This window comes from Bradyrhizobium tropiciagri, assembly GCF_018130545.1.
Lineage (GTDB): Bacteria > Pseudomonadota > Alphaproteobacteria > Rhizobiales > Xanthobacteraceae > Bradyrhizobium > Bradyrhizobium tropiciagri_A.
Genome location: NZ_JAFCKF010000008.1, coordinates 399,239 through 421,619 on the forward strand (window position 1 = coordinate 399,239; position 22,381 = coordinate 421,619).

Annotated in this window: 21 protein-coding genes and 1 tRNA gene; 19 read left to right on the forward strand and 3 right to left on the reverse strand. The window is 59.4% G+C overall.

From position 1 onward, the window contains the following. Nucleotides 1-8: 8 nt before the first annotated feature. From JQ616_RS31815 to JQ616_RS31825, 3 genes are all read left to right on the forward strand, one after another. Nucleotides 9-317, forward strand: coding sequence for a UBP-type zinc finger domain-containing protein (locus tag JQ616_RS31815; protein WP_057018148.1), 309 nt, complete (start codon nucleotides 9-11; stop codon nucleotides 315-317). A gap of 168 nt (nucleotides 318-485) precedes the next feature. Further along, nucleotides 486-986: a hypothetical protein gene (locus JQ616_RS31820; protein ID WP_212021599.1), complete on the forward strand. Its 501-nt coding sequence runs from the start codon at nucleotides 486-488 to the stop codon at nucleotides 984-986. 142 nt (nucleotides 987-1,128) lie between these two features. Further along, nucleotides 1,129-1,953, forward strand: coding sequence for an alpha/beta fold hydrolase (locus tag JQ616_RS31825; RefSeq protein WP_212021601.1), 825 nt, complete (start codon nucleotides 1,129-1,131; stop codon nucleotides 1,951-1,953). Nucleotides 1,954-2,025: 72 nt separating this feature from the next. On the opposite strand, the gene JQ616_RS31830 is transcribed toward JQ616_RS31825, so the two are convergent. Next, nucleotides 2,026-2,631, reverse strand: coding sequence for a TetR family transcriptional regulator (locus JQ616_RS31830; protein WP_349630076.1), 606 nt, complete (start codon nucleotides 2,629-2,631; stop codon nucleotides 2,026-2,028). 178 nt (nucleotides 2,632-2,809) lie between these two features. Here JQ616_RS31830 and JQ616_RS31835 point away from each other — a divergent pair, with 178 nt between their 5' ends. The 10 genes from JQ616_RS31835 to JQ616_RS31880 all read left to right on the forward strand — a co-directional run bounded on the left by JQ616_RS31835 (nucleotide 2,810) and on the right by JQ616_RS31880 (nucleotide 10,224). Next, on the forward strand, nucleotides 2,810-3,748 hold the full coding sequence (locus JQ616_RS31835; protein ID WP_212021605.1) for an SDR family oxidoreductase: 939 nt from the start codon (nucleotides 2,810-2,812) through the stop codon (nucleotides 3,746-3,748). A gap of 23 nt (nucleotides 3,749-3,771) precedes the next feature. After that, the gene (locus tag JQ616_RS31840; protein WP_212021607.1) at nucleotides 3,772-4,431 is read left to right on the forward strand and encodes an NAD(P)H-binding protein; all 660 of its coding nucleotides are present in this window, start codon (nucleotides 3,772-3,774) and stop codon (nucleotides 4,429-4,431) included. Between the two features lie 81 nt (nucleotides 4,432-4,512). Further along, on the forward strand, nucleotides 4,513-4,941 hold the full coding sequence (locus JQ616_RS31845; RefSeq protein ID WP_212021609.1) for a DUF2948 family protein: 429 nt from the start codon (nucleotides 4,513-4,515) through the stop codon (nucleotides 4,939-4,941). A 116-nt stretch (nucleotides 4,942-5,057) separates the two neighbouring features. Beyond that, the gene (gene hisD, locus JQ616_RS31850; RefSeq protein ID WP_212021611.1) at nucleotides 5,058-6,353 is read left to right on the forward strand and encodes a histidinol dehydrogenase; all 1,296 of its coding nucleotides are present in this window, start codon (nucleotides 5,058-5,060) and stop codon (nucleotides 6,351-6,353) included. Continuing rightward, entirely contained in the window at nucleotides 6,350-6,853 is a 504-nt protein-coding gene (locus JQ616_RS31855) for a UPF0262 family protein (RefSeq protein WP_212021613.1), read from the forward strand. The genes hisD and JQ616_RS31855 overlap by 4 nt, the downstream gene beginning before the upstream one ends. Nucleotides 6,854-6,907: 54 nt before the next feature. After that, a complete protein-coding gene (locus JQ616_RS31860; RefSeq protein WP_212021615.1) occupies nucleotides 6,908-7,372 on the forward strand; it encodes a low molecular weight phosphatase family protein in 465 nt (154 codons plus the stop codon). A gap of 198 nt (nucleotides 7,373-7,570) precedes the next feature. Next, nucleotides 7,571-8,200 carry a Maf-like protein gene (locus JQ616_RS31865; RefSeq protein WP_212021618.1) on the forward strand — a complete coding sequence of 210 codons (630 nt, stop codon included), beginning with the start codon at nucleotides 7,571-7,573 and terminating at the stop codon, nucleotides 8,198-8,200. Nucleotides 8,201-8,438: 238 nt separating this feature from the next. Beyond that, entirely contained in the window at nucleotides 8,439-8,612 is a 174-nt protein-coding gene (yacG, locus tag JQ616_RS31870) for a DNA gyrase inhibitor YacG (protein WP_212021620.1), read from the forward strand. Between the two features lie 140 nt (nucleotides 8,613-8,752). Continuing rightward, nucleotides 8,753-8,828: transfer RNA gene (locus tag JQ616_RS31875), tRNA-Phe, on the forward strand. A gap of 178 nt (nucleotides 8,829-9,006) precedes the next feature. Beyond that, on the forward strand, nucleotides 9,007-10,224 hold the full coding sequence (locus JQ616_RS31880; RefSeq protein ID WP_212021622.1) for a tyrosine-type recombinase/integrase: 1,218 nt from the start codon (nucleotides 9,007-9,009) through the stop codon (nucleotides 10,222-10,224). Between the two features lie 272 nt (nucleotides 10,225-10,496). Here JQ616_RS31880 and JQ616_RS31885 read toward each other — a convergent pair whose 3' ends face one another. Continuing rightward, nucleotides 10,497-11,171 (reverse strand): hypothetical protein, encoded by a 675-nt coding sequence (locus JQ616_RS31885; protein ID WP_212021624.1) that lies wholly within the window; start codon nucleotides 11,169-11,171, stop codon nucleotides 10,497-10,499. Between the two features lie 505 nt (nucleotides 11,172-11,676). Then, nucleotides 11,677-12,156, reverse strand: coding sequence for a very short patch repair endonuclease (locus tag JQ616_RS31890; protein WP_212021626.1), 480 nt, complete (start codon nucleotides 12,154-12,156; stop codon nucleotides 11,677-11,679). 72 nt (nucleotides 12,157-12,228) lie between these two features. On the opposite strand from JQ616_RS31890, the gene JQ616_RS31895 reads away from it, so the two are divergent. The 6 genes from JQ616_RS31895 to JQ616_RS31920 all read left to right on the forward strand — a co-directional run bounded on the left by JQ616_RS31895 (nucleotide 12,229) and on the right by JQ616_RS31920 (nucleotide 22,178). Next, nucleotides 12,229-13,848 (forward strand): DNA cytosine methyltransferase, encoded by a 1,620-nt coding sequence (locus JQ616_RS31895; protein WP_212021628.1) that lies wholly within the window; start codon nucleotides 12,229-12,231, stop codon nucleotides 13,846-13,848. Nucleotides 13,849-14,127: 279 nt separating this feature from the next. Beyond that, nucleotides 14,128-15,612, forward strand: a complete 1,485-nt coding sequence (locus tag JQ616_RS31900; protein WP_212021630.1) for an ATP-binding protein — start codon at nucleotides 14,128-14,130, stop codon at nucleotides 15,610-15,612. After that, entirely contained in the window at nucleotides 15,605-18,331 is a 2,727-nt protein-coding gene (locus JQ616_RS31905) for a Z1 domain-containing protein (protein WP_212021632.1), read from the forward strand. The genes JQ616_RS31900 and JQ616_RS31905 overlap by 8 nt, the downstream gene beginning before the upstream one ends. Continuing rightward, a complete protein-coding gene (locus JQ616_RS31910; RefSeq protein WP_212021634.1) occupies nucleotides 18,328-19,302 on the forward strand; it encodes a PD-(D/E)XK motif protein in 975 nt (324 codons plus the stop codon). The genes JQ616_RS31905 and JQ616_RS31910 overlap by 4 nt, the downstream gene beginning before the upstream one ends. Further along, nucleotides 19,299-21,170, forward strand: coding sequence for an AIPR family protein (locus tag JQ616_RS31915; protein ID WP_212021636.1), 1,872 nt, complete (start codon nucleotides 19,299-19,301; stop codon nucleotides 21,168-21,170). The genes JQ616_RS31910 and JQ616_RS31915 overlap by 4 nt, the downstream gene beginning before the upstream one ends. Nucleotides 21,171-21,404: 234 nt before the next feature. Next, nucleotides 21,405-22,178: an LEM-3-like GIY-YIG domain-containing protein gene (locus tag JQ616_RS31920; protein WP_212021637.1), complete on the forward strand. Its 774-nt coding sequence runs from the start codon at nucleotides 21,405-21,407 to the stop codon at nucleotides 22,176-22,178. Nucleotides 22,179-22,381: the final 203 nt, after the last annotated feature.

The following is a 22,381-nucleotide window of genomic DNA, read 5'->3' on the forward strand; positions in this document are numbered from 1 at the left end:
GAGGCTCGATGACAAAAGGCTGCACCCATATCGCCGGCATCCAGGATGTCACGCCGAGCGCGCTCGGCTGCGAGGAATGCCTGAAGAGCGGCAGCCGCTGGCTGCATTTGCGGATCTGCCGGACCTGCGGCCATGTCGGCTGCTGCGACGACTCGCCGAACCGGCACGCCACGGCGCATTTCCATGCCACCGGCCACCCCGTGATCGAGGGCTACGATCCGCCGGAAGGCTGGGGCTGGTGCTATGTCGACGAGGTGCTGTTCGACCTGTCGAAGCGCAAGACGCCGCATAACGGGCCGATCCCGCGCTATTATTGATTCAAGTTCTCACGACGCGCACGTGCGTTAGCGCGCGACGCCGGCGCGAAATTTTAGCAAGCGCCGCCGAATTTTCATGAGATGTCGGCCATCCTGCCATCGAACCATGTAGCAATTTTCAAAAACGCATCGTAACGTCATGCGGGTTCTCAACGGGGAGTGAGCCACATGTCGACGATCGTGCTTGTGCACGTCATTATCAGCCTGATTGCCATTGTCGCCGGTGTGATCGTGATGTTCGGCCTGCTCGGCTCGCGCGCGATGCCCGGGCTGACCTCGATCTTCCTCATCCTCACGATCCTGACCAACGCGACCGGCTTCGTGATCCCGCCGCTGGTGACCGAGAAGCTGCTGCCGTCGCACATCATCGGCGCCCTCTCGCTGGTGCTGCTCGCGATTGCCTGCATTGCGCTGTATGCGATGCAGCTTAAGGGCGCCTGGCGCCCGATCTATATCGTGACCGCGATGGTCTCGCTCTATCTCAACGTCTTCGTGCTGGTGATCCAGAGCTTCCTCAAGGTGCCCGCGCTGAAGGCGTTGGCCCCTAGCGTGCCGCCGAACCCGCCGTCCGGGCCGGTATTCGCTGTCGTGCAGGGCATCGTACTGGTGTTCTTCGCCGTGATGATCATCGGCGCCTGGCGCCGGTTCAGGCCGGTCAATTTCGCCTGATCCGGGGCGGATGACATTATTTCGAGGCGACGCAGAGCATAGAACATGATGTGCGGTGGCGTGTCGGGATGCGCCATCGCCCGAGGGCCGTTCATGCCCAGCGTGAGCGGACCCAGACATCAGCAACAAGAGGAGCAATCAAATGCCCACCATCACCACCAAAGACGGCGTCGAAATCTTCTTCAAGGATTGGGGTTCGGGTCAGCCGATCGTGTTCAGCCATGGCTGGCCGCTGTCGTCGGACGACTGGGACGCGCAGATGCTGTTCTTCCTCAACCACGGCTTTCGCGTCGTCGCCCATGACCGCCGCGGCCACGGCCGCTCCGCCCAGGTCGCCGACGGCCATGACATGGACCACTACGCCGACGATCTCGCGGCCGTTACCGCGCATCTCGATTTGAAGAACGCCGTCCATGTCGGCCATTCCACCGGCGGTGGCGAGGTCGTGCATTACATTGCGCGCCACGGCGAGAGCCGGGTCGCGAAGGCTGCGATCCTGAGCGCGGTGCCGCCCTTGATGGTGCAGACGCCTGCCAATCCCGGTGGCCTGCCGAAGTCGGTGTTCGACGGCTTGCAGGCGCAGCTCGCGGCCAACCGCTCGCAATTCTACCGCGATCTGCCGGCCGGGCCGTTCTATGGCTACAACCGGCCGGGCATAAAATCGTCGGAAGCCGTGATCCAGAACTGGTGGCGGCAGGGCATGATGGGCGGCGCCAAGGCGCATTACGACGGTATCGTCGCCTTCTCGCAGACCGACTTCACCGAGGACCTGAAGAAGATCAACGTGCCGGTGCTGGTGATGCATGGCGACGACGACCAGATCGTGCCTTATGCCGATTCCGGCCCGCTCTCGGCCAAGCTTCTGAAGAACGGCACGCTGAAGACCTACAAGGGTTTTCCGCACGGCATGCCGACCACGGAAGCCGAGACCATCAACAAGGATCTGCTGGCGTTCATCAAGGGCTGAGGCGGAGACACTTTCTGCCGTGCGGGGCAGTTTTGGCTGCGCGCGCACGGCAGAGCCATCGGTGAAACGCGATCACTCGAAAATCGCGCGGATCGCGGCGAACAGTCGCTTGGCGACGAGGTCCGGCTTCTCGCGGGCGCCGTCGTCGGCCCAGAATTCGCTGCCGACCCGCATCGCGCCGGTTGTGATCATCGCGACCAGCCGCGCTTTCATCCGGTCGTTCCTGTGGTTGGCGCGCTTGAGCAATGCGTCGGCGAGCTCGCGCTCGAGCTTTTCATATTTGGCCTGATCGCGCGCCTGCAGTGCCGGATTGTCGCGCTTCAGCCGCGCCAGCGCGACCGCCTCGCGCGGGTCGATCTGCCTGACCATGTCGGCGATGGCGTTTTCGGCGGCCTGCAGCATGGATTCGGCGGCCGGACGCGCCGCGACGGCTGCGATCAGCGCGGCGGTGCCGTCCTCCTGCCAGGCCAGCACCACGTCCTCCTTCGAGGCGAAGTAATGAAAGAACGTGCGGCGCGAGACGTCGGCCGCGGCGACGATGTCGTCGAGCGTGGTCGCCTCGAAGCCGCGCTCGAGAAACAGCATCATCGCCGCTCGGGTCAGCCGTTCCCGCGTCTCCTGCCGCTTGCGCGCGCGCAGGCCCGGCGCCGGCGGCGCCGAATTCGCCTTGGATTGCACCGGCTTGGCTGGCTTATCTGCCGATTTCCTGGCCGGTTTGCGCGCGGGCGCCGGTCGTCGCAATTTTTCACCTCTTGCAAAAATGCACTTAGTGCACATTTCGTCGATTGCGGCTGGACCCGCAAGAACCTGACGAGATCCCGACAAGAACCGAATCGTGTCGCAAGGAGATATAAGCATGACCGGCTGGAGCACCGCAGACATTCCGCGGCAGGACGGCAGGACCGCCGTGATCACCGGCGCAACCGGCGGGCTCGGTTTTGAGACCGCGCTCGAACTCGCACGCGCCGGTGCGGCCGTGGTGCTGACCGGTCGCAACGGCGCCAAGGGGCAGGAAGCGCTGGCGCGGATCCGTGGCCAGCTGCCCGATGCTGAGGTCAGCTATGAGACGCTCGACCTTGCAAGCCTCGCATCGGTTGCCGATTTCGCCGCGCGCTTCGTCGCGGCGCACCCCGCGCTCGATCTCCTGATCAACAACGCCGCCGTGATGGCACTGCCGAAACGGCAGGTGACATCAGACGAGTTCGAAATGCAGTTCGGCACCAACTATCTCGGGCACTACGCGCTGACCGCGCATCTGTTGCCTCAGTTGCTCCGCGGCCACCGGTCCCGGGTCGTCAACCTGTCCAGCGGTGCGCATCGCTCCGGTGTGATCAATTTCGACGATCTGCAGGCGCGGCGTTCCTATGGACCCTGGCGCGCCTACTGTCAGTCGAAGCTCGCGATGCTGATGTTTGCGCTCGAACTGCAGCGCCGCAGCGCGATCAATGGCTGGGGGCTGATGAGCAATGCCGCGCATCCCGGTTACGCGCGCACCGATCTTATTCCAAACGGCCCCGGCACCGGCAGCCTGATGGGGCGGCTCGGTCGATATCTTCAGCCCGTCATGAGCCAATCGGCGGCGGCGGGCGCGTTGCCGACGCTGTTCGCGGCGACCTCGCCCGCGGCCGAACCCGCCGGCTATTACGGGCCGGACGGGCTGTTCGAGATGAAGGGCCCGCCGGTGCCGGCTCGGATCATGCAGCGGGCCAGGGATGTCGCGGCAGCGGCGCGGCTGTGGGATATTTCGGCGGCGCTGACCCGTGTATCGTTCGATCAGGTTGCGACCGCCGCCTGACGCGCGGCCAAGGAGCGCATCGCATGAAGGTGATTCTGTTTGGCGCCACCGGCATGGTCGGGCAGGGCGTGCTGCGCGAGTGCCTGCTCGATGGCGGCGTTGAGCGCGTGCTCGCGGTCGGACGCAGCCCGACCGGCCAGCGCAACGCCAAGCTGGTCGAGTTGATCCACGACGATTTCGCCGACTACAGCGCGATCGAGCCGCAGCTTGCAGGCTATGACGCCTGCTTCTTCTGCCTCGGCGTCTCCTCGATCGGCATGGACGAGGCGCGTTACCGCCATCTCACCTACGACATCACGCTGGCCGCGGCGACGGTGCTGGCGCGGCTCAATCCCGGCATGGTGTTCACCTATGTCACCGGGCAGGGCACCGATTCCACCGAGCAGGGATCGCTGATGTGGGCGCGGGTGAAGGGCAAGACCGAGAACGATCTGCTCAAGCTGCCGTTCAAGGCCGCCTACATGTTCCGGCCCGCCGGTATCCAGCCGCTGCACGGCGTCCGCTCCAAGACCGGCTGGGTCCAGGCGATCTATCTCGCGACCGCGCCGCTGCTGTCGCTTCTGGTGCGGGTTGCGCCACGCTACATGACGACGTCGGAACAGCTCGGCCGCGCAATGCTCAAGGTCGCGCGCGACGGCTACCCCCGGCCGGTGCTGGAGAGCGAGGACATCAGCCGTCTCTAACATGGCATGGCCGGTTCCCTTGAGGGGACTGGCTTCAGCCACGTGGTACCTTCCGGGCGGCAAGGCGTTATAACCACCGTCATGTCGCCACCCCCGCCGCTGAAACTGATCGCCCTCGATGCCGATGACCTCGCGGTGATCTCTGCCCATGTCCAGGATGCCCGCGTCCAGGCCGCCGACATCGTCTGGCGCCAGGGCGAGAAACGCCTGGTAGTCGGCCTGAACCGGCTCGACTGGGAACAGACCCTGTCCGGCGGCACCTGCTCGCGCCGGCTGATTGCCGCGCTCCGGTTCGACCGGGTTCTGGCATGCAAGTCGCGCAATATCGATCTGGAGGCCCCGGAGGCCACCCTGGAACTGCTCGGGATCGAATTTCACGCGTCCGACCCGCCGGGCGGCAGCGCGCTGCTGATGTTCGGCGAGGGGGCGGCGCTGCGGCTCGATGTCGAGTGCCTGGAGTGCGAACTGACCGATCTCGGGCCGGACGACCTCGGGATGGGGCCCGCTTAAATCCGTGCTCCCGGCGAAAGCCGGGACGACCGCGGATTGTGTGTTTTGCAAGGGTTGACGGCCATTATCCGCCGCGCCATTGAGCAGGGAGCTGAATTCCACCTAAGAAAGCCGTCATGCCCGTTCGCCTGGACCGACAGAGCGCCGATTTCGACCAGCGTTTCCGCGATTTCCTGGCGGCCAAGCGCGAGGTGTCGGCCGACGTCGAGCGCGCCACCCGTGCCATCGTCGACGACGTGGCGGCCCGCGGCGATGTGGCGCTGCTCGAGGCGACCAAAAAGTTCGACCGGCTCGAACTCACCGCCGCAGGCCTGCGCATCACGACGGCCGAGATCGACGCCGCGGTCGCAGCCTGCGACCCCAAGACCGTCGACGCCCTGAAATTCGCGCGCGACCGGATCGAGACCTTCCACCGCCGCCAGCTGCCGAAGGATGAGCGCTTCACCGATGCCGCTGGCGTCGAGCTCGGCTGGCGCTGGAGCGCGGTCGATGCGGTCGGGCTTTACGTGCCCGGCGGCACCGCGGCCTATCCGTCCTCGGTGCTGATGAATGCGGTGCCGGCCAAGGTCGCCGGCGTGCCGCGCGTGGTGATGGTGGTGCCGGCGCCGGACGGCAAGCTCAACCCGCTGGTGCTCGCGGCCGCTCATCTCGGCGGCGTCTCGGAGATTTACCGCGTCGGCGGCGCCCAGGCGGTGGCTGCCCTGGCCTACGGCACGGCAACGATCGCGCCGGTGGCAAAGATCGTCGGTCCCGGCAACGCCTATGTCGCCGCCGCCAAGCGGCTGGTGTTCGGCAAGGTCGGCATCGACATGATCGCCGGCCCCTCCGAGGTGCTTGTGATCGCCGACGACACCGGCAATGCCGACTGGATCGCGGCCGATCTGCTGGCGCAGGCCGAGCACGACGTCAGCGCGCAGTCGATCCTGATCACCGACAGCGCGCGGCTCGCCGCCGATGTCGAGCGCGCGGTCGAGTCGCAGCTTGCGACGCTGCCGCGCGCCGAGATCGCGCGCACCTCGTGGAACGATTTCGGTGCCGTCATCAAGGTCGCCAAGCTCGACGATGCGGTCGAGCTCGCCAATGCGATCGCCGCTGAGCATCTGGAGATCATGACCGCGGACGCCGAGGGCCTGTCGAACAAGGTTCGCAATGCCGGGGCGATCTTCCTCGGGGCCCATACGCCTGAGGCGATCGGCGACTATGTCGGCGGCTCCAACCACGTGCTGCCGACCGCCCGCTCGGCACGGTTCTCCTCGGGCCTCGGGGTGCTTGACTTCATGAAGCGAACCTCGATCCTGAGGTGCGGGCCGGATCAGCTTCGTGCGCTCGGGCCCGCCGCGATGACGCTCGGTCAGGCCGAGGGTCTCGATGCCCATTCACGTTCCGTCGGATTGCGCCTCAACCTCTCATGAACAAGCCACCAGACGACGAGGATTCCAACAATCGCATCGTCGCGGTGACGCTCGACGAGGAATCGATCGGCCGTTCCGGGCCCGACATCGAGCATGAGCGCGCGATCGCGATCTACGACCTGGTCGAGCAGAACCTGTTCGCGCCCGAGGGCGCCGCGGCCGGGCCCTACACCCTGCATATCGCGATCACCGGCAACCGGCTGATGTTCGATATCCGCAAGGAGGACGGCGCGCCGGTCGTCGCGCATCTGCTGTCGCTGACGCCGTTCCGCCGCGTCGTGAAGGACTACTTCATGATCTGCGACAGCTACTATCAGGCGATCCGTACCGCGACACCGGACAAGATTGAGGCGATCGACATGGGCCGCCGCGGCATCCATGACGAGGGTTCGCGCACGCTGCAGGAGCGGCTCAAGGGCAAAGTGCGGGTCGATTTCGAGACCGCGCGGCGGCTGTTCACGCTGATTACCGTTCTTCACTGGAAAGGCGAGGGCGGATGATCGTCGCAACGATGATGGACGGGGTTTTGCCCCGGCCAAAAAAAGCCTGATCGCATGGAAGCGCCGCGCGCGCGCACCCCTCAGGCCGTGCTGTTCGCATGCGGCCACAACGCCGTGCGCTCGCCGATGGCCGAAAGCCTGCTGCAGCAGATGTTTCCGCAAGGCGTCTATGTCCGTTCCGCCGGCGTCAAGAAGGGCGAGCTCGATCCGTTCGCGGTCGCGGTCATGGCCGAGTTCGGCCAGGACATTTCCGGCCACAAGCCGCAGACCTTCGAGGAGCTCGAGGACTGGGAGGGGCTGAACTTCGACCTCATCATCACGCTGTCGCCGGAGGCGCACCACAAGGCGCTGGACCTGACCCGGACGCTCGCCGCAGAGGTCGAATACTGGCCGACCCATGACCCGACCGGCACCAGCGGCAATCGCGAGCAGAAGCTCGCCGCCTATCGCGAGGTCTGCGACGGCCTCCTGCTGCGCATCCGCCGCCGCTTTACCAAGGCCGGTGTCGCCAATCTGTGAGGCCCGGGTAGGTGAGGGACGCCGCGTGTTCCGATTGGCAGAACCGCGCCTTGTCGCCAGACTGACAAACAGCTGTGCTTATGGGGCCTTGTCTCCAGGCGGATGCGCGATTCGCGGCCGGTTCCAAGGTTGTGCATCCATGCCCCATCCGATAGGTTCCGCCCGCGTCCGTCCCCCCGATTCAGCCCAAAAGCCCGCATGCTAGGCCGTCCCAAATTCGTTCTTGCTTCCGGTTCGCCGCGGCGGCTGGCCCTGCTCAACCAGGCCGGCATCGAGCCCGACGCGCTGCGCCCGGCCGATGTCGACGAGACCCCGCGGCGGGGCGAGCTGCCGCGCGCCTGCGCCAACCGCCTGGCGCGCGCAAAGGCGGACGCGGCGCTGAAATCGGTGCAGCTCGATGACGATCTGCGCGGCTCCTTCATCATTTCAGCCGACACCGTGGTCGCGGTCGGCCGCCGCATCCTGCCCAAGGCCAATCTGGTCGATGAGGCCGCGCAGTGCCTGCGGCTGCTGTCGGGCCGCAACCATCGGGTCTACACCGCGATCTGCGTGGTGACGCCGCGCGAGGCGTTCCGCCAGCGCCTGGTCGAGACCCGCGTGCGCTTCAAGCGGCTCAGCGAGGACGACATCCAGGCCTATATCGGCTCCGGCGAATGGCGCGGCAAAGCCGGCGGCTATGCCGTGCAGGGCATCGCCGGATCCTTTGTGGTCAAGATGGTCGGCTCCTACACCAACGTGGTCGGCCTGCCGCTCTACGAGACCGTGACCCTGCTCGGCGGCGAAGGCTTTCCGATCCGCCACGGCTGGCTCAACACGGCCACGGTTTAGCGATTGATCCAATTTTGATGCATCGACATCGGCGGTGCACCTCTCCCCTTGTGGGAGAGGTCGAATCGCATCGTCAGATGCGATTCGGGTGAGGGGTCTGTCTCCGCGGATAGAGACCCCCCATCCGGCGCTGCGCGCCACCTTCTCCCACAAGGGGAGAAGGAAGTGGGCTCGTGGCGACAGCGGAACAAGCGACCCGCCTCCTCAATTGCCAGATGATGTAAACTCCGTCCCAGCCATGACCGACAAAGCCCGACCAACCCCGCGCGCCTGCCCGATCTGCGGCAAGGCCGTCGAGCAGGCCTTCCGCCCGTTCTGTTCGCCGCGCTGCCGCGACGTCGACCTCAACCGCTGGCTGACCGGCCGCTACGTCGTGCCCGGCCGCGAGGACGACGCGGAGGACCCGGAATAGCCAAGATTTCCCAACAAGTTGGGGAAATCGCAAAAGCCGGGCCTGCCCCGCCGAAGCCTTCGGCGAAGGCGGGTGGACACGGCGCCCCGACCTCTCTATAAACCGCCCGCTCGCACCGGCCTTTCAGGCCCCGCGAGTATGCCCAGGTAGCTCAGTTGGTAGAGCATGCGACTGAAAATCGCAGTGTCGGTGGTTCGATCCCGCCCCTGGGCACCATTAGCACGTTCCCCAGCTTCCCTCCTTGTTCGCTAATGTGCTAGAAGTGCTTGAATCTAAGCGCTTTCTCGTTCGCTGACATTCGCGACCTTCCGCCAGCATCCGCCGACTTTGTTGGTATCTCTGTTGGTATCCCGTCGGTCGCTTGTTGGTAGATTTGACCACGGGGATCGAATCGATGCCACTTTCAGATGCCGCCTGCCGTTCCGCCAAACCCGCCGAAAAGCCCTACAAAATCAGTGACGGAGGCGGGCTCCATTTGCTCGTTGAAAGGAACGGATCGCGGCTTTGGCGGCAGGCGTATCGGTTCGACGGGAAGCAGAAACTGATCGCGCTGGGCGCCTATCCTGCGGTCAGTCTCGCCGGCGCCCGCGCCGGTCGAGATACGAACAAGGCACTTCTGGCCAAGGGCATCGATCCGTCCGAGCAGCGCAAGTTGGACCGCGGTGCCGCGCGCATCGCGCGCGCCAACACCTTCCGGATCGTTGCCGACGAACTGATCGTGAAATTCGAAGCCGAGGGCGACGACCCAAAGACAATAGAAAAGAAAAAATGGCTTCTCGGCTTCATCAACGCCGATTTGGGCGATCGACCGATTGCCGAGATCAAGGCGTCGGAATTGCTGGATGTGCTCCGAAAGATCGAGAGGCGAGGGCGATATGATACGGCGCGGCGCGCCCGCAGCATAAGCGGTCGGGTCTTCAAGTACGCGATCAGCACCAATCGCGCCGAGCGTGACCCCTCGGCTGATCTGGCGGGCGCCCTCATAGCTCCAAAGGTCAACCACCGGGCCGCCATCACGGAGCCGAAGGCCGTTGGCGCGCTTCTCCGTGCGATCGACGACATAGACGGTCAGATCACAACGCGCGCAGCGTTGCAGTTGATCGCCCTTACGTTCGTTCGGCCGGGTGAACTGCGACATGCGGAATGGAATGAATTCGATCTGCAGGGCGCGGTCTGGAACATTCCCAAGGAGAAGATGAAGATGCCGCGGCCGCACAAGGTGCCGCTATCTCGGCAGGCGATTGCAATCATCAATGACCTTCGCGAGGTCACGGGCTCGTCGCGCTACCTGTTTCCGCAAATGCGCTCCTGGCATCGCCCGATTTCCGACGGGACGCTGAACGCTGCTCTGCGCCGGCTTGGGTACACGAAAGCGCAAGTGACCGCGCATGGCTTCCGGTCGACGGCGTCGACGCTGCTGAACGAAAGCCGCCGTTCAGATGGCAGGCGCCGTTGGGATAGCGATGCCATCGAGCGTCAGCTAGCGCACCAAGAGGAAGACGAGATTCGCGGTGCCTACAATGGCGCCGAATATTGGGAAGAACGCGTCCCGATGATGCAGTGGTACGCGGATTATCTGGACGACCTGCGATCGTCAATCTGGCGAGCCTGAAGGCTCGCAAGCAGGTCTTTGCGCACTGGGTCGCAGACGGAGGGGATACCGCTCGCGCTAGCATTGCGTAAGCCGAGGAATGTCTCGCGGGCAAGCCCCAGCGGGACGTGAAGCAAGAACAACCGCGCAATTTTCAAACCATCGTCGCACTACAATCTGCGCCTCCGTCACTCTTGGTAGATTTGGTGAGGCCTACGTGACTGCGGCGTTCGTGGTTCGCCTCTTTTGAGAGCGGATGCGGTTATCCCGGCCGGAGGGCTACCCAAGTCGAGTTATCCGACCACGTCCCGGAGCCGCTCCACATCCACAAATGCGTCAAACACACCCCGCGAACGCAGGTCCTTGGGCAACCCGAGAGCCGCATGGATGAGCCGAATGGCGCCGTGCCATTCCTCTTCGGAGCGCGGCCCTTGCATGTCGTCTGCATTCACAAAGTACACGAACGCCAGGCTGCTCTTCAGGCCGTTTAGCTGTGTCAGGAAGTAATGGTGCGCAAGCCTGTTGGCATATTGGTAAAACAAGTTCGTCCAAACCGCCTTCGCGTTCGGCGCGTAGAACTTTCTCGCCTCACCAAGGCTTTTCTCGATCAGCTCGAATGACTGCGGTGATGCCTTCGTCGCCGGTGATGCTGCTTCGGGAATGTGCGCCTTAGCCTCAACAAAAACCGGGATTCGCTCGCTGGTGACGCCAACCGCATCCCAAACCGGTCCGCGCGCAGGCCAGAACTCTGCGAGCGGCTTCCTAAGGCTGGTGATACCCGCTTTGGCAATAGCCGTCATATCGCGGTATTCACGAAAGTCGTCGTCTCGCAGGGGAGATACCCAAACCACTGAAGCAGCTGTCCCAATCGCCCCACTGGACCGCAAAGCGCTTTCCAGAATTTCAGGTTTCCTGTTTACGGCGATTTGTAGCCAACGCTGGCTTCCCGCGGAAGCATAGTCAGTCATAAGGTCAAATCCTTTTTGTCGGTATCCGGCGGGCACCTTGTCAGATCGACAGATATTGGCGTCCTGCGTTCTGCAATGATTTTGTTTTTCAACGTATGCGACGCGCGTCGGGTCCGCCTACTCTAGCTTCGACCAAAGGAGCTAAATAGATCGCATTATTCAAATCATCAGACCCCGAAGGATGTTGCGGCGCGATATCGAAGCGGCCGATGCTAATTCGGCGCGGCTTCGCACTCGAATAACCGAGCGCAAGATGCTTCTTCACCGCAAGAAGAGGATAGTTGCTGAGTGGCGAATGCGGTTTGGCCCGCGCGCCGGATGATCGCCAGATACTGATCGGTCAAGACCTGGGATCGCTAGCGCGACGGACGTGCTCCGCCGGATGATCTCGAATGGACCGCGCGTGGCCACAGGTCGTTGAGCATCTGCGACGAACTGGCTGGCGCGAACGAGAGCTGGCGGGAACCCCGTCTCGGCGGACTTCGGTCGGCTTGATAATCCGGGACTACCTGCGCCTCAAACGATAGGAAAGCGCGGCGCCAATCCTTGGAACTTCCAGGAACCGATTTTCGGACTCAAGCCATGATGCAATCTTTCGTGCCACTTGCTCCACACCATCGTCCCTTAATGAGCATTCCCAGACGACCGCGACTCGCCAGCCAAGCTGACGCAGCGCCTTGAAATTTCGCCGATCGCGCTTTGTTGTCTCTTCAAACTTTAGGTGCCAGAACGAAACGTTTGAGGATGGCGTGGTGGTAAGCGAGCAGCCGTCATGCCTGTGCCAAAAGCATCCGTGCACTTGAACTACGGCTTGATACTTGGGGAAGACGATATCCGGCCGGCCGGGAAGCCATGCAAGGTGGAGTCGGTATCTTAGACCAAGGCCGTGCAGCGCATGCCTTAACTGCAGCTCTGGCTTTGTATTCTTGCCCTTGATCCCTGCCATCATGCGCGAGCGAGTCTGCTTGCTTACAATATCGACCATCGCATCTTTTCCTGGTATTCGGTTGACAGATGTTCGATTATTCGGTCGGGCCTACGATTTGAGAAATGTCCCATGCAGAAGCAATTCGCCGTCGTTGATTTGTTCGCCGGACCTGGCGGCCTTGCCGAGGGCTTTGCCAGTATTCGCGACGAAGCGAATGAATGTCCATTCCGTGTTGTACTATCAGTCGAAAAGGAGGCTTCCGCGTTTGAGACGCTTCGGTTGAGAAGCTTTCTTCGGCAGTTCACCAGCGGTTTTCCCCGCGAATATTATGACTTTCTCAATGGCGAGATCCCCGAGCCAAACTGGAGCCAGTCGTTCCCAGAGCAATGGGAAAGTGCCTGCCATGAAGCCATCAGGTTGGAGCTTGGGTCGACGAGGGCGACCCAAGAAGTCGACCGTCGGCTAGCAGACATCAGTATGCGCCACGGCAAGAACGTGATCCTGATAGGCGGGCCGCCGTGCCAAGCCTACTCGCTTGTGGGTAGGGCGAGGAACAAGGGCACTGAGGGGTACAACGCGAGCAAGGACCACCGACACTTTCTTTACAGGGAGTACATAAGGATCCTTCAGAGGCTGATGCCGGCCGCTTTTGTAATGGAGAACGTCAAGGGACTTCTCTCGTCCTCGGTCGACGGCGAGCGCGTGTTTGACAAAGTCCTGGCCGATCTTGGCAGTGTTGGGAAGGGCGCTTACAAGCTTTTCCCGCTCGCTCCTCGAACCAAGCAGGCCATACTACCGGGAATGGAGCTCCCATCAGCGTTTGATTTTGTGGTCCGAGCCGAAGACCATGGGATTCCTCAATCCAGACATCGCGTCATCATCGTTGGAATTCGAAGCGATGTTGCGATGAAGCTCGACGAGGATCAGTTCTCGCGCGCGATGCTTCCGAAAGTGGACTATCGAGTCACAGTCAGAGACGTGCTTGGGCAAATGCCAAAGCTCAGAAGCGGACTAAGCAAAAGCGCAGACAAAGGAGAGGTTTGGAAGACTCAAGTTTCACAGCTCATGCGTCGCGTTGCGAATTCTCCTTCAGGTCTGGCGGGTAAGGACGCTGAGAAGTTTCGCAAGCTCGGCGAGAAGAGAGCCGCTTCGCTAGAAAGGGCGCGCGAAGCCGATCGAGGCGTGGCCGGCGTGTATTCTGGTGTTGGCTCCGATTGCCCAGTGGACCTCAAGCGCTGGTTAATCGATTCAAGGCTGAGGCAGTTTTCGAACAACGAAACGCGCGGTCATATGGCCGCTGATCTTGGTCGTTACTTCTTCGCCGCCCTGTACGCCCAAGTCATGAACGAATCGCCCAAGGCAAAGGATTTTCCGAAGGCGCTTGCTCCAGATCACAAGAACTGGAAGTCCGGCAAATTCGCGGATCGGTTTCGGGTCCAGCTGTGGAAATCGCCGGCAACTACGGTCACGAGTCATATCTCCAAGGATGGCCATTATTTCATTCATCCCGATCCAGCGCAGTGTCGAAGCCTGACTGTCCGGGAAGCGGCTCGTTTGCAAACCTTTCCTGACAACTACTTGTTCAAGGGCAATCGCACGCAACAATACGTTCAGGTAGGCAATGCGGTGCCGCCGTACCTGGCGAAAAAAATTGCCTCGGCTCTGTTTAAGCTGCTGTCGCCCTCTCTGTCTTTGCCGCATCGCGGCAAGAGGGAAATCCAAGCAGAATCAGAGACTTTTTGCCAATAGCCCGAGCAGTTGCTGTGTGCAAATGATGCCCTAGCCTTTCGTTGGGCATTGCAACTTTGCGGCGCAATTGCGAGATTGCTCGCCATATAGCCAAGGTGAGTCCCTGATGGGGCGGGCGCGCACACTTTTTATTAGCAGCTAAACATGTTTCGCACGGCATCAACTGAACAAGATCCCAGCACAGTCGGCAGCGCTGGCGTGACGATTCCAGCCCTGTGTCCAGGAAGGCATCCAATTGATCGGGTCGGGCCGTTCAATATGGAAGCGCGTGCTGACTAGATGAAACAACTGTCCCTGCCACCTCGGGCTTCTTCTTTGGCGGAGTCGCTCAGGGACCTGGGCTATTCACTTGAAACTGCCGTAGCTGACATTGTCGATAACAGCATCACGGCACATTCAAAGTCTGTCGAAATCTGGTGTGCAGCGGAGGAGGAGGATCCTTCTGTTGCTATCCTGGACGACGGGCGAGGGATGGATGAGGTCGAACTCGTCGAGGCGATGCGGTATGGCTCCAAAAATCCCAAGGATGTCAGAAAGCAAGATGACCTGGGCCGCTTTGGGCTTGGTCTGAAGACGGCGTCGTTTTCGCAGTGTCGGAAATTGACCGTCATATCGCGAAAGGGAGGCAAGCTCTCAGGCGCGGTCTGGAACCTGGACGTCCTGGCCGGCGATGAGTGGCTCATCGGGGTGCTGAACAAGTCGGACATCAAGAAGGTGCCGTGGTGCGAACGACTTTCAGAATCCGGCACGCTCGTCCTATGGGAGCATTTGGACCGACTCACCGAACGCCAGACATCAGAAAGCCGGTCCGAGATCCTAAGCGAGAAACTCACACTGCTGACGCATCATTTGTCTCTGGTGTTTCATCGATTTCTTTCGGGAGAGATCGGGAAGACGAGAAAAATTGCGATGAGTGTGAATGGACACAAGCTCGTCGGATTCGACCCGTTCTGCCGCAACAACAAGGCAACCCAGCCTCTGCCGACCCAGTCGGTCTTGGTTGGCAATCACCAGGTTTCAATTCACCCCTACATACTCCCTCATCACAGCAAGCTGTCGCGAAAAGAGTTCGACTTCTATCGAAGCCGAAGCGACTTCCTTTCCAACCAGGGTGCTTACGTTTACAGGAGCGGTCGTCTCATGGCTTGGGGCGACTGGTTTCGTCTCGTATCCAAGGGCGAAGCAACAAAGCTTGCCCGCGTGCAGATCGATTTCCCTGCAGAACTGGATGAGTTCTGGACGATAGACATCAAAAAGTCCCGAGCGTATCCGCCGCCCGAAGTGCGCGAGCAGCTAAGGCAGATCATTGGTCGAATTACAGATCAAAGTGCTCGGGTTCACACTGGGCGGAGCCGCAAGCTTTTCGACAAAGATGTCATGCCGATGTGGACCCGCTATGTCGAGCGAGGGGCCGTGCGATATGCCCCGAATGAGGACCACCCACTATTTGCGGGCTTCTCGGCGTTGCTCGCAGACGACGAGAGAAGAAAGTTCAGGGACATTCTAGAGTTGGTCGGAACCTCAATTCCGGTGGAGGCGATATATTCCGATTACTCGAACGTGCCCAAGGACCTCGACACAAAGGCAGATGTGCCGGACGCGACCGCAGTTATGCTCAAATTGTCGCAGTTGCGAGGAATTGTAGATCCAAAGCGCGAAATGGGACGAGAGCAGTTCAGTCGGGTTGTTCGCTCGACGCGCTTGATGGAAGGGCACGACTCTCTTCTGGAAACCTTCATCGCAAAGGATTTCAAGGTTGGCTAAGCAAGCGGGATTCGATGTTCTTGTTGCTACGCTCATTGGCGTATTCTCCGAAGGACGTGACACGGCGCCTACGATTGATGAGATCGCATCACGTGCCCGCGAACTGGCTCCGCTCGTAGGTTTTGTCGGTGACATAGCAGATGCTGTCGATGAGGCCCTGCTGAGCATCGAGATACGGATGGGAATCGGTCACTCCCTCGTGGATGCAGCGGCAGACCATGACCCGGACTGGATCAACAAGCGTGAAATCGATTGGTCGTATACTCAGAACTATTCGAGATTCTTGCGCGAAGAAGGTTGGAATCCAACTGTCGTCACTTCGCTTGAGATCGTAACCGAGCGAATCGTCTCCCTGTTGCAAGACCCGCTTGGTGGCGGTAGCTGGGATCGACGTGGGCTTGTCATCGGTCATGTCCAATCGGGCAAAACCGCGAACTATCTTGGTCTAGTTGCTCGGGCGGCCGACGCTGGATATCGATTTATAGTTATTGTCGCTGGCATTCATAACAATCTTCGCCGTCAAACTCAGGAGCGAGTAGACAGCGGCTTTGTTGGCTGGACGAGTGATCCTCAAAACAGAGTGCGCACGGGTGTTGGAAAGTTTCCTGGACACCAGCGGCCTGTGGTTCTGACGAATATACTGTCCGACTTCACCAAGCAAAATGCGCAACAACTTCAGGCGGGTCTTGCCGACTGGAGCAAGCCTGTCGTGGTTGTAATCAAAAAGAACGTGTCCACGCTGAGCCAGATTCACTCGTGGCTTAAAGATTTCAATCTGCAGACTGGAGAAAGTCAGATTGCTGGCGCTCCAATGCTGTTCATAGACGACGAGGCCGACAACGCTTCGGTCAACACCAGCAAGCCCGATCTCGACCCGACGAAGACGAACGGACTAATTCGAGAGATACTCGCGCTTTTCCGCAAGAGTTGCTACGTCGGATACACGGCAACGCCGTTCGCAAACATCTTCATAAATCCTGCGGCGTACGACGAGCGAACGCGCGAAGATCTGTTTCCCCGTGACTTCATTTACTGCTTGGATGCTCCGAACAACTATTTCGGCGCAGAGAAGATATTCTTGGATGAAGCGGGTGAAGCGAAATTCATCCGCAAAATAGATGATGCGGAAGACATTCTGCCGCTAAGGCACAAGAAGGACATTGCACTGTCGGACTTGCCTGCTTCGCTGAAGCGGGCGATTCAGGTTTTCATTCTGACACGCGCGATTCGCAATCTGCGTGGCCAGGCGCACAAGCACTGTTCGATGCTGGTCAACGTCTCGCGGTTCGTAGATGTACAAAAGAATGTGCGAGTTCTGGTGCATTCGTACCTGGAGGCACTCAAGAACGCAATCAGGTCAAACTATGCTCTTCCGAGCAGTGTCTCGCTGAAAAATAGGTATCTAGCCTCCCTGAAGGAGCAATTTGACGCCGAGCATTTCAACGGACCTGAGAGTTGGGAAGAGGTTCGAGCTCAACTCGATGAAGCTGTCGGCAGCGTCAAGACGTTAGTGGTCAATAGCTCGAAGAGTGACGAGCCGCTCGATTACGCCGCCTATGCGGCCAAGGGAGAGGCGCTCAACGTTATCGCAGTTGGAGGCCTTAGTCTCTCTCGGGGCCTGACGATCGAGGGGCTAACGGTGAGCTACATGTATCGAAATACGAAGATGTACGACACGCTCATGCAGATGGGGCGATGGTTTGGCTATCGACCCGGTTACGAGGATATTTGCAGGGTCTTTCTAAGCGAAGAATCGTCGGGTTGGTACTCTCACATCGCAGTCGCTACCGAGGAGTTGCGCGATCGCGTCAAGGAGATGCGTCGCTTCAATAAGACACCAAAGGATTTCGGTCTCCTGGTCCAGTCGCACCCGGACGCCCTTCTGGTTACAGCAGCAAACAAAATGCAGTTCGCCGAGAAGCGCACTGTTAAAGTCAGCTTTGACGGCATGCTGCGCGAGACTTTCGTGCTTTCAAGTGATCCAATAGTAAACGAGGAAAATCGAGATCTATTCGTTTCATTGTTCGACGAGCTGAGCGCGAGATTCTCGGACAGGCGCGTGCGAGACGGGGACCGTGAAGAGTGTCCCATTTGGCGGGGAGTCGCTTCGAGCAAGGTTGAAGAGTTTTTCCGGCGATTTCGATACCACCCGCACCATGACGGCATGCGAACGATGCTTCAAAGCTACCTCGCGCGCATTGGCGAGCGATTTCCTACTTGGGATGTCGCATTCATGACGTTGGGGACCGCGCGAGGCAAGCCAGTTATGATTGGCGACTTCCCGATGGTCGCGCAGATGCGCTCCGCCGGGCTCGATGAGCGCGGCAATCTAATCAGATCAGACGCGGGGCCGGGCTACTGGATCAGCAGCAAGCAGCGAGTGGCTGGCGCGCGCGATGAGCGCGTGGGTCTCTCTGCCGACGAGCTTGTTCGTGCGGACTCCCTTGCCAAGGAGAGGGGCAAAGCCGCGGCGGCTGATCTGGACTTCCGGAATGCAAGCGTTAGAGGGCGTCCACTCTTGATGCTTCACCTAATCGATCTGAATGATGGCTCGGCAGAAAAGCGGGTGCTTGTTGAAAATGGGCCCGCCTTTGGCGCAAGTTTTCCGGCGACAGATGACTTCAAGCAGATTGATTATGTCTTGAACCAGGTAATGATTGATCAGCTCGATAGGCAGGCGTTTGATACGCCGGACGACGACGAAGACTTCGATTCATGAGCGACAAGCTTCCCTGGGATGAGATCAGTACCCCGTCGACTGGGTTTAAATGGCTTCGGACTGATCTGTCCGCGCAGTACCGCTTTTGGTGGGGCAAGAGCCAAAATGGATGGCCGTTACTGCTATTTGAGCTGAACGGTGATCACACCGAGGTCTTTCGCAAGCGAAGACCGAAGGTGAAAGGTCTTCAAATTGACATCGTGCATTTGACGGACAGCTCGAAGCAGGGACTCATTCTTTCGCTCACCCGCCCCTCTGATGCCGACATTTTCTACAGGCTTTGCCTGAGCATAATCCGAGCGGCTGGCGACGCCCAGTCCGAAGAACAGGCCATACTTTCGGTCCTAAATCACTTGGACAGATGGCGTGATTTCCTATCGAACGCTCGCAAGCGGCTGCTATCGCCAGATGAGATTCGAGGTCTCTTTGCCGAGATTTCGATGATTGCCGCCTTGATCGAAGAGTATCATTTGCCGCCAGATGATGTCGTCGCTGCCTGGCAGGGACCGCTGCGCAAGCCACAAGATTTCGCATTCGCTCAGGTAAAAATCGAGGTCAAGGCCTTCGGTGGCACGAAGGGAAATTCTGTTCAAATTTCGTCGGAACATCAACTTCAATCGACTGATGTGGCTCTCTACCTGGTCGCTGTCGAGCTGTTTAACGGTGATAGTGATCCAGCCCGAATATCCTTGAATGAACACGTGCGGGCGGCGGAAGGATTGCTTGGCGACGGCGCGGCGCGGACATTCCGAGATCGTCTTGCAATCGCCGGTTATGTCGAATTGCCTGACTATGATTTGGTCGATTTCGTGACAGGGCGCATGGAGACGTATTTCGTTGCTGATGAGTTTCCAGCGATACGGTCATCAGCAATCCCGGGTGGAATATCCCGAGTACGATATGATCTCGACCTGGCTTCAGCCAGGAGTTTCCTTGTACCGAAGATTCCAGTTTGGGATGTATTATCATGAACGAGCTTGAGACGTTTTTTGCCGAGGTGAGGCAGGAAGTATTGGCAGGTGCCGCCGCAAATAGCGATTTCGGTCTCAGCGAGTTCGTCAATTTGTTCGACAGAGAATTGACTGGAGCGGGCGCCATCGAAGGAATCGAATTTTGCCACTACCGAAATCCGAATATAGGAATTCGAGTAGATGGTTTCTGGATGAATGATGATGCCGGTCTCGATCTCTTTATCGCAGACTATGAGAGTCGAGGGCGCCTCGAAACGCTGACAAATACCGATGTTGGCCTGTTCTTTAAGCGTATCTCCAAGTTCTATACCCAGTGTTCAAGAGAGCCCATCTTCAGGGATTTTGACGAGAATTCTCCGGTCTATGGATTGGCTCGGACAATTTACGAGGCCCACGAAGATTACGGTCGCATCAACCTCTACCTTCTCTCCGAACGCCGTCTGAGCGACCAATTCAAGCATCTTGAGATTAGCGACCGTATCGGCGACATGCCGATTGCATTCCATATCTGGGACATTTCGCGCCTTCATCGTCTGCGAACATCGAAGGGAGGCAAGGAGCCGATCAGCATTGACCTGGAGGAGATGTGGGGCAAGGGCATCCTGTGTCTCCCGGCTCACTTAAACACCGCCGAGTATCACTCGTTTCTTCTCGTTATGCCGGGGCGATTGATCGCCGACTTATACTCGCGATATGGCTCCCGCCTGCTTGAGCAAAACGTCAGGTCGTTTTTGCAGGCCCGTGCTGCGGTGAACAAGGGTATTCGGGATACGATATTGAATGATCCAAAAATGTTCTTTGCGTACAACAATGGCATTACCGCCACCGCTGCAAACGTCATTGTAAAGGAGGCGGAGGACGGCCTGCGGATGACTGGAATCGAGGATCTTCAGATAGTCAACGGAGGCCAGACGACAGCGTCCCTCTTTCACACGCGCAGGAAAGACAAAGCGACGCTGGATAGCGTGTTCGTTCAGATGAAGCTTTCAATCGTGAGCCCGGAATTGTCCGAAGCGGTTGTTCCAAAGATATCCGAATTTGCGAACACCCAGAATCGTGTGAATGCAGCAGATTTCTTTTCGAACCATCCTTTCCACATTCAGATGGAAGCAGCGTCTCGCCGGCTGTGGGCCCCGGCGGCCGAAGGCTCTCAGCGCGAAACCAAATGGTTTTATGAGCGCGCAAGAGGGCAGTTTGTGGATGCACAGGCTAAGCTCACAGCCGCCGAGACGCGGAGGTTTCTTGCCGAGTATCCAAAATCGCAGATGTTCACAAAGACAGACTTGGCGAAGTATGAGAACGTTTGGGACGAACATCCTCGGTTCGTCAACCTGGGTGCACAGAAGAATTTTGCCAAGTACGCTGAGCGTATTAGCGACGAATGGAAGAGCGACCCCGATGGGTTTGGAGACGACTACTATCGGCGTGCCATCGCACGCGCCATTATTTTTAGGCGGGCTGAAAAGATCATCTCTGAACAAAAGTGGTATTCGGGCGGCTACAGGGCAAACATAGTTGCCTACACGATCGCGCTCATTGGCCTTTGCATTGCGTCGCAACAGAAGGCTCTTGATTTTCAGAAGATCTGGCAGCGCCAGGGAATAGATCCATTCCTCTACGACGCGATAAGCAAGGTAGGCCGTATGGTTCAGGAAGATCTGACCTCGCCGCCGGAGAAAATCTCGAACGTTTCTGAATGGGCAAAGAAGGACGCCTGTTGGCAGAGATTGGCTGCAAGGAGAGCGGAGGCCGAAAGTTTGCTCAAGCCGCAGTTCGCGGAGAATCTCCTACCGCTAAGTCCATCGAACAAATCGGTCACTAGAGCATCGAAGAAAGTAGAGAGGCCTTTGACGGAGCTTGAGTCCTGAAGAAGCTCATCATCGCTACGGCCTCAGTATAGAGTAGTGTCGCCTTCGCCTATCGTCCGCGGGAGGCAACCTGAGCCGTCGCCAACCCTCCAACTCGCCTTCCTGCCTCGGGGCGCGTGCGGCAACGGCCGCAACGGGGCTCTCGTGGACCGAGCGTAGAGCGAATGATGGTATGGCACGTTGGTTAGCTCTACAATAGGTAGAATGGCATTTATGCGTGTGTGGGGACGTTGAATGGACGCATTTCCTTCAGAAGTTCATCCAAACCTAAAGTGGTACGTTTATCGATTGATCGACCCAAGAAACGGCAACACCTTCTATGTCGGTAAGGGCTGCGGCGATAGGGTGTTTGAACACGCGCGGGGGGCGATCAAAGAGGAGGACATCGAGCAGAACGAAGCCGGACTTATGGGACTAAGAACGAGTGTAATCCAAGATATTCGGCGCGCTGGTCTTAGTCCACTGCATGTCATCCACCGGCACGGACTGGAAAGCGCTGATATCGCCTACGAAGTCGAAGCAGCTTTGATCGACGCTTATCCTGGTCTCACCAATCTAGTCGGCGGGCATGGAAGCGCTTATTTCGGGTGTCGGTCGGTGGAGCAGATCGTATCTGCTTACGCAGCGAAGCCGCTCGTGGTTGGGGAGCGCCTCATACTAATTTTCGTCGGTAAAACTCTCGATGATGGCCGAAGCATCTACGATGCAGTTCGCGGCATTTGGAAAATGTCGCGGAGTAAAGCTGAGAAGTGTAAGTTAGTGCTGGCATATGACGGCGTATTGGTCGTAGGAGCATATCGTCCGGAGAGGTGGCTGGAGGGTACAAGAGCCAACTTTCCGTACGTTCAATCGGAAAATCCAAAGCGCATCGGCTTTGAAGGCAAGCCGGCAGAGGTGTGGGATGCATACGTGGGCGCGAGGGTGCCCCCGCGTGCCAAGGGCGCGGCGAATCCGATACGCTATCTAGCGCCCAACGGTGAACGCTCCGGGCTCGAGGACGACGACTGACGTTCCCTGGTTTGCAGTTTCCAACGGAATCCGGCGACCTGCTGGTCCAGCTCTGTGAAGCCGACGATCCCTGTACCAAAGCGAGGGACGCCGACATCGCCTGCCTGCGTGCCATTTTCATTTGGGCCGCCTAACGGTGATTGATCCACCGCTGGTCTCGTTCGCAGAGGACAGCCTTTTCGCCGCGACTTACGTCAACGCCT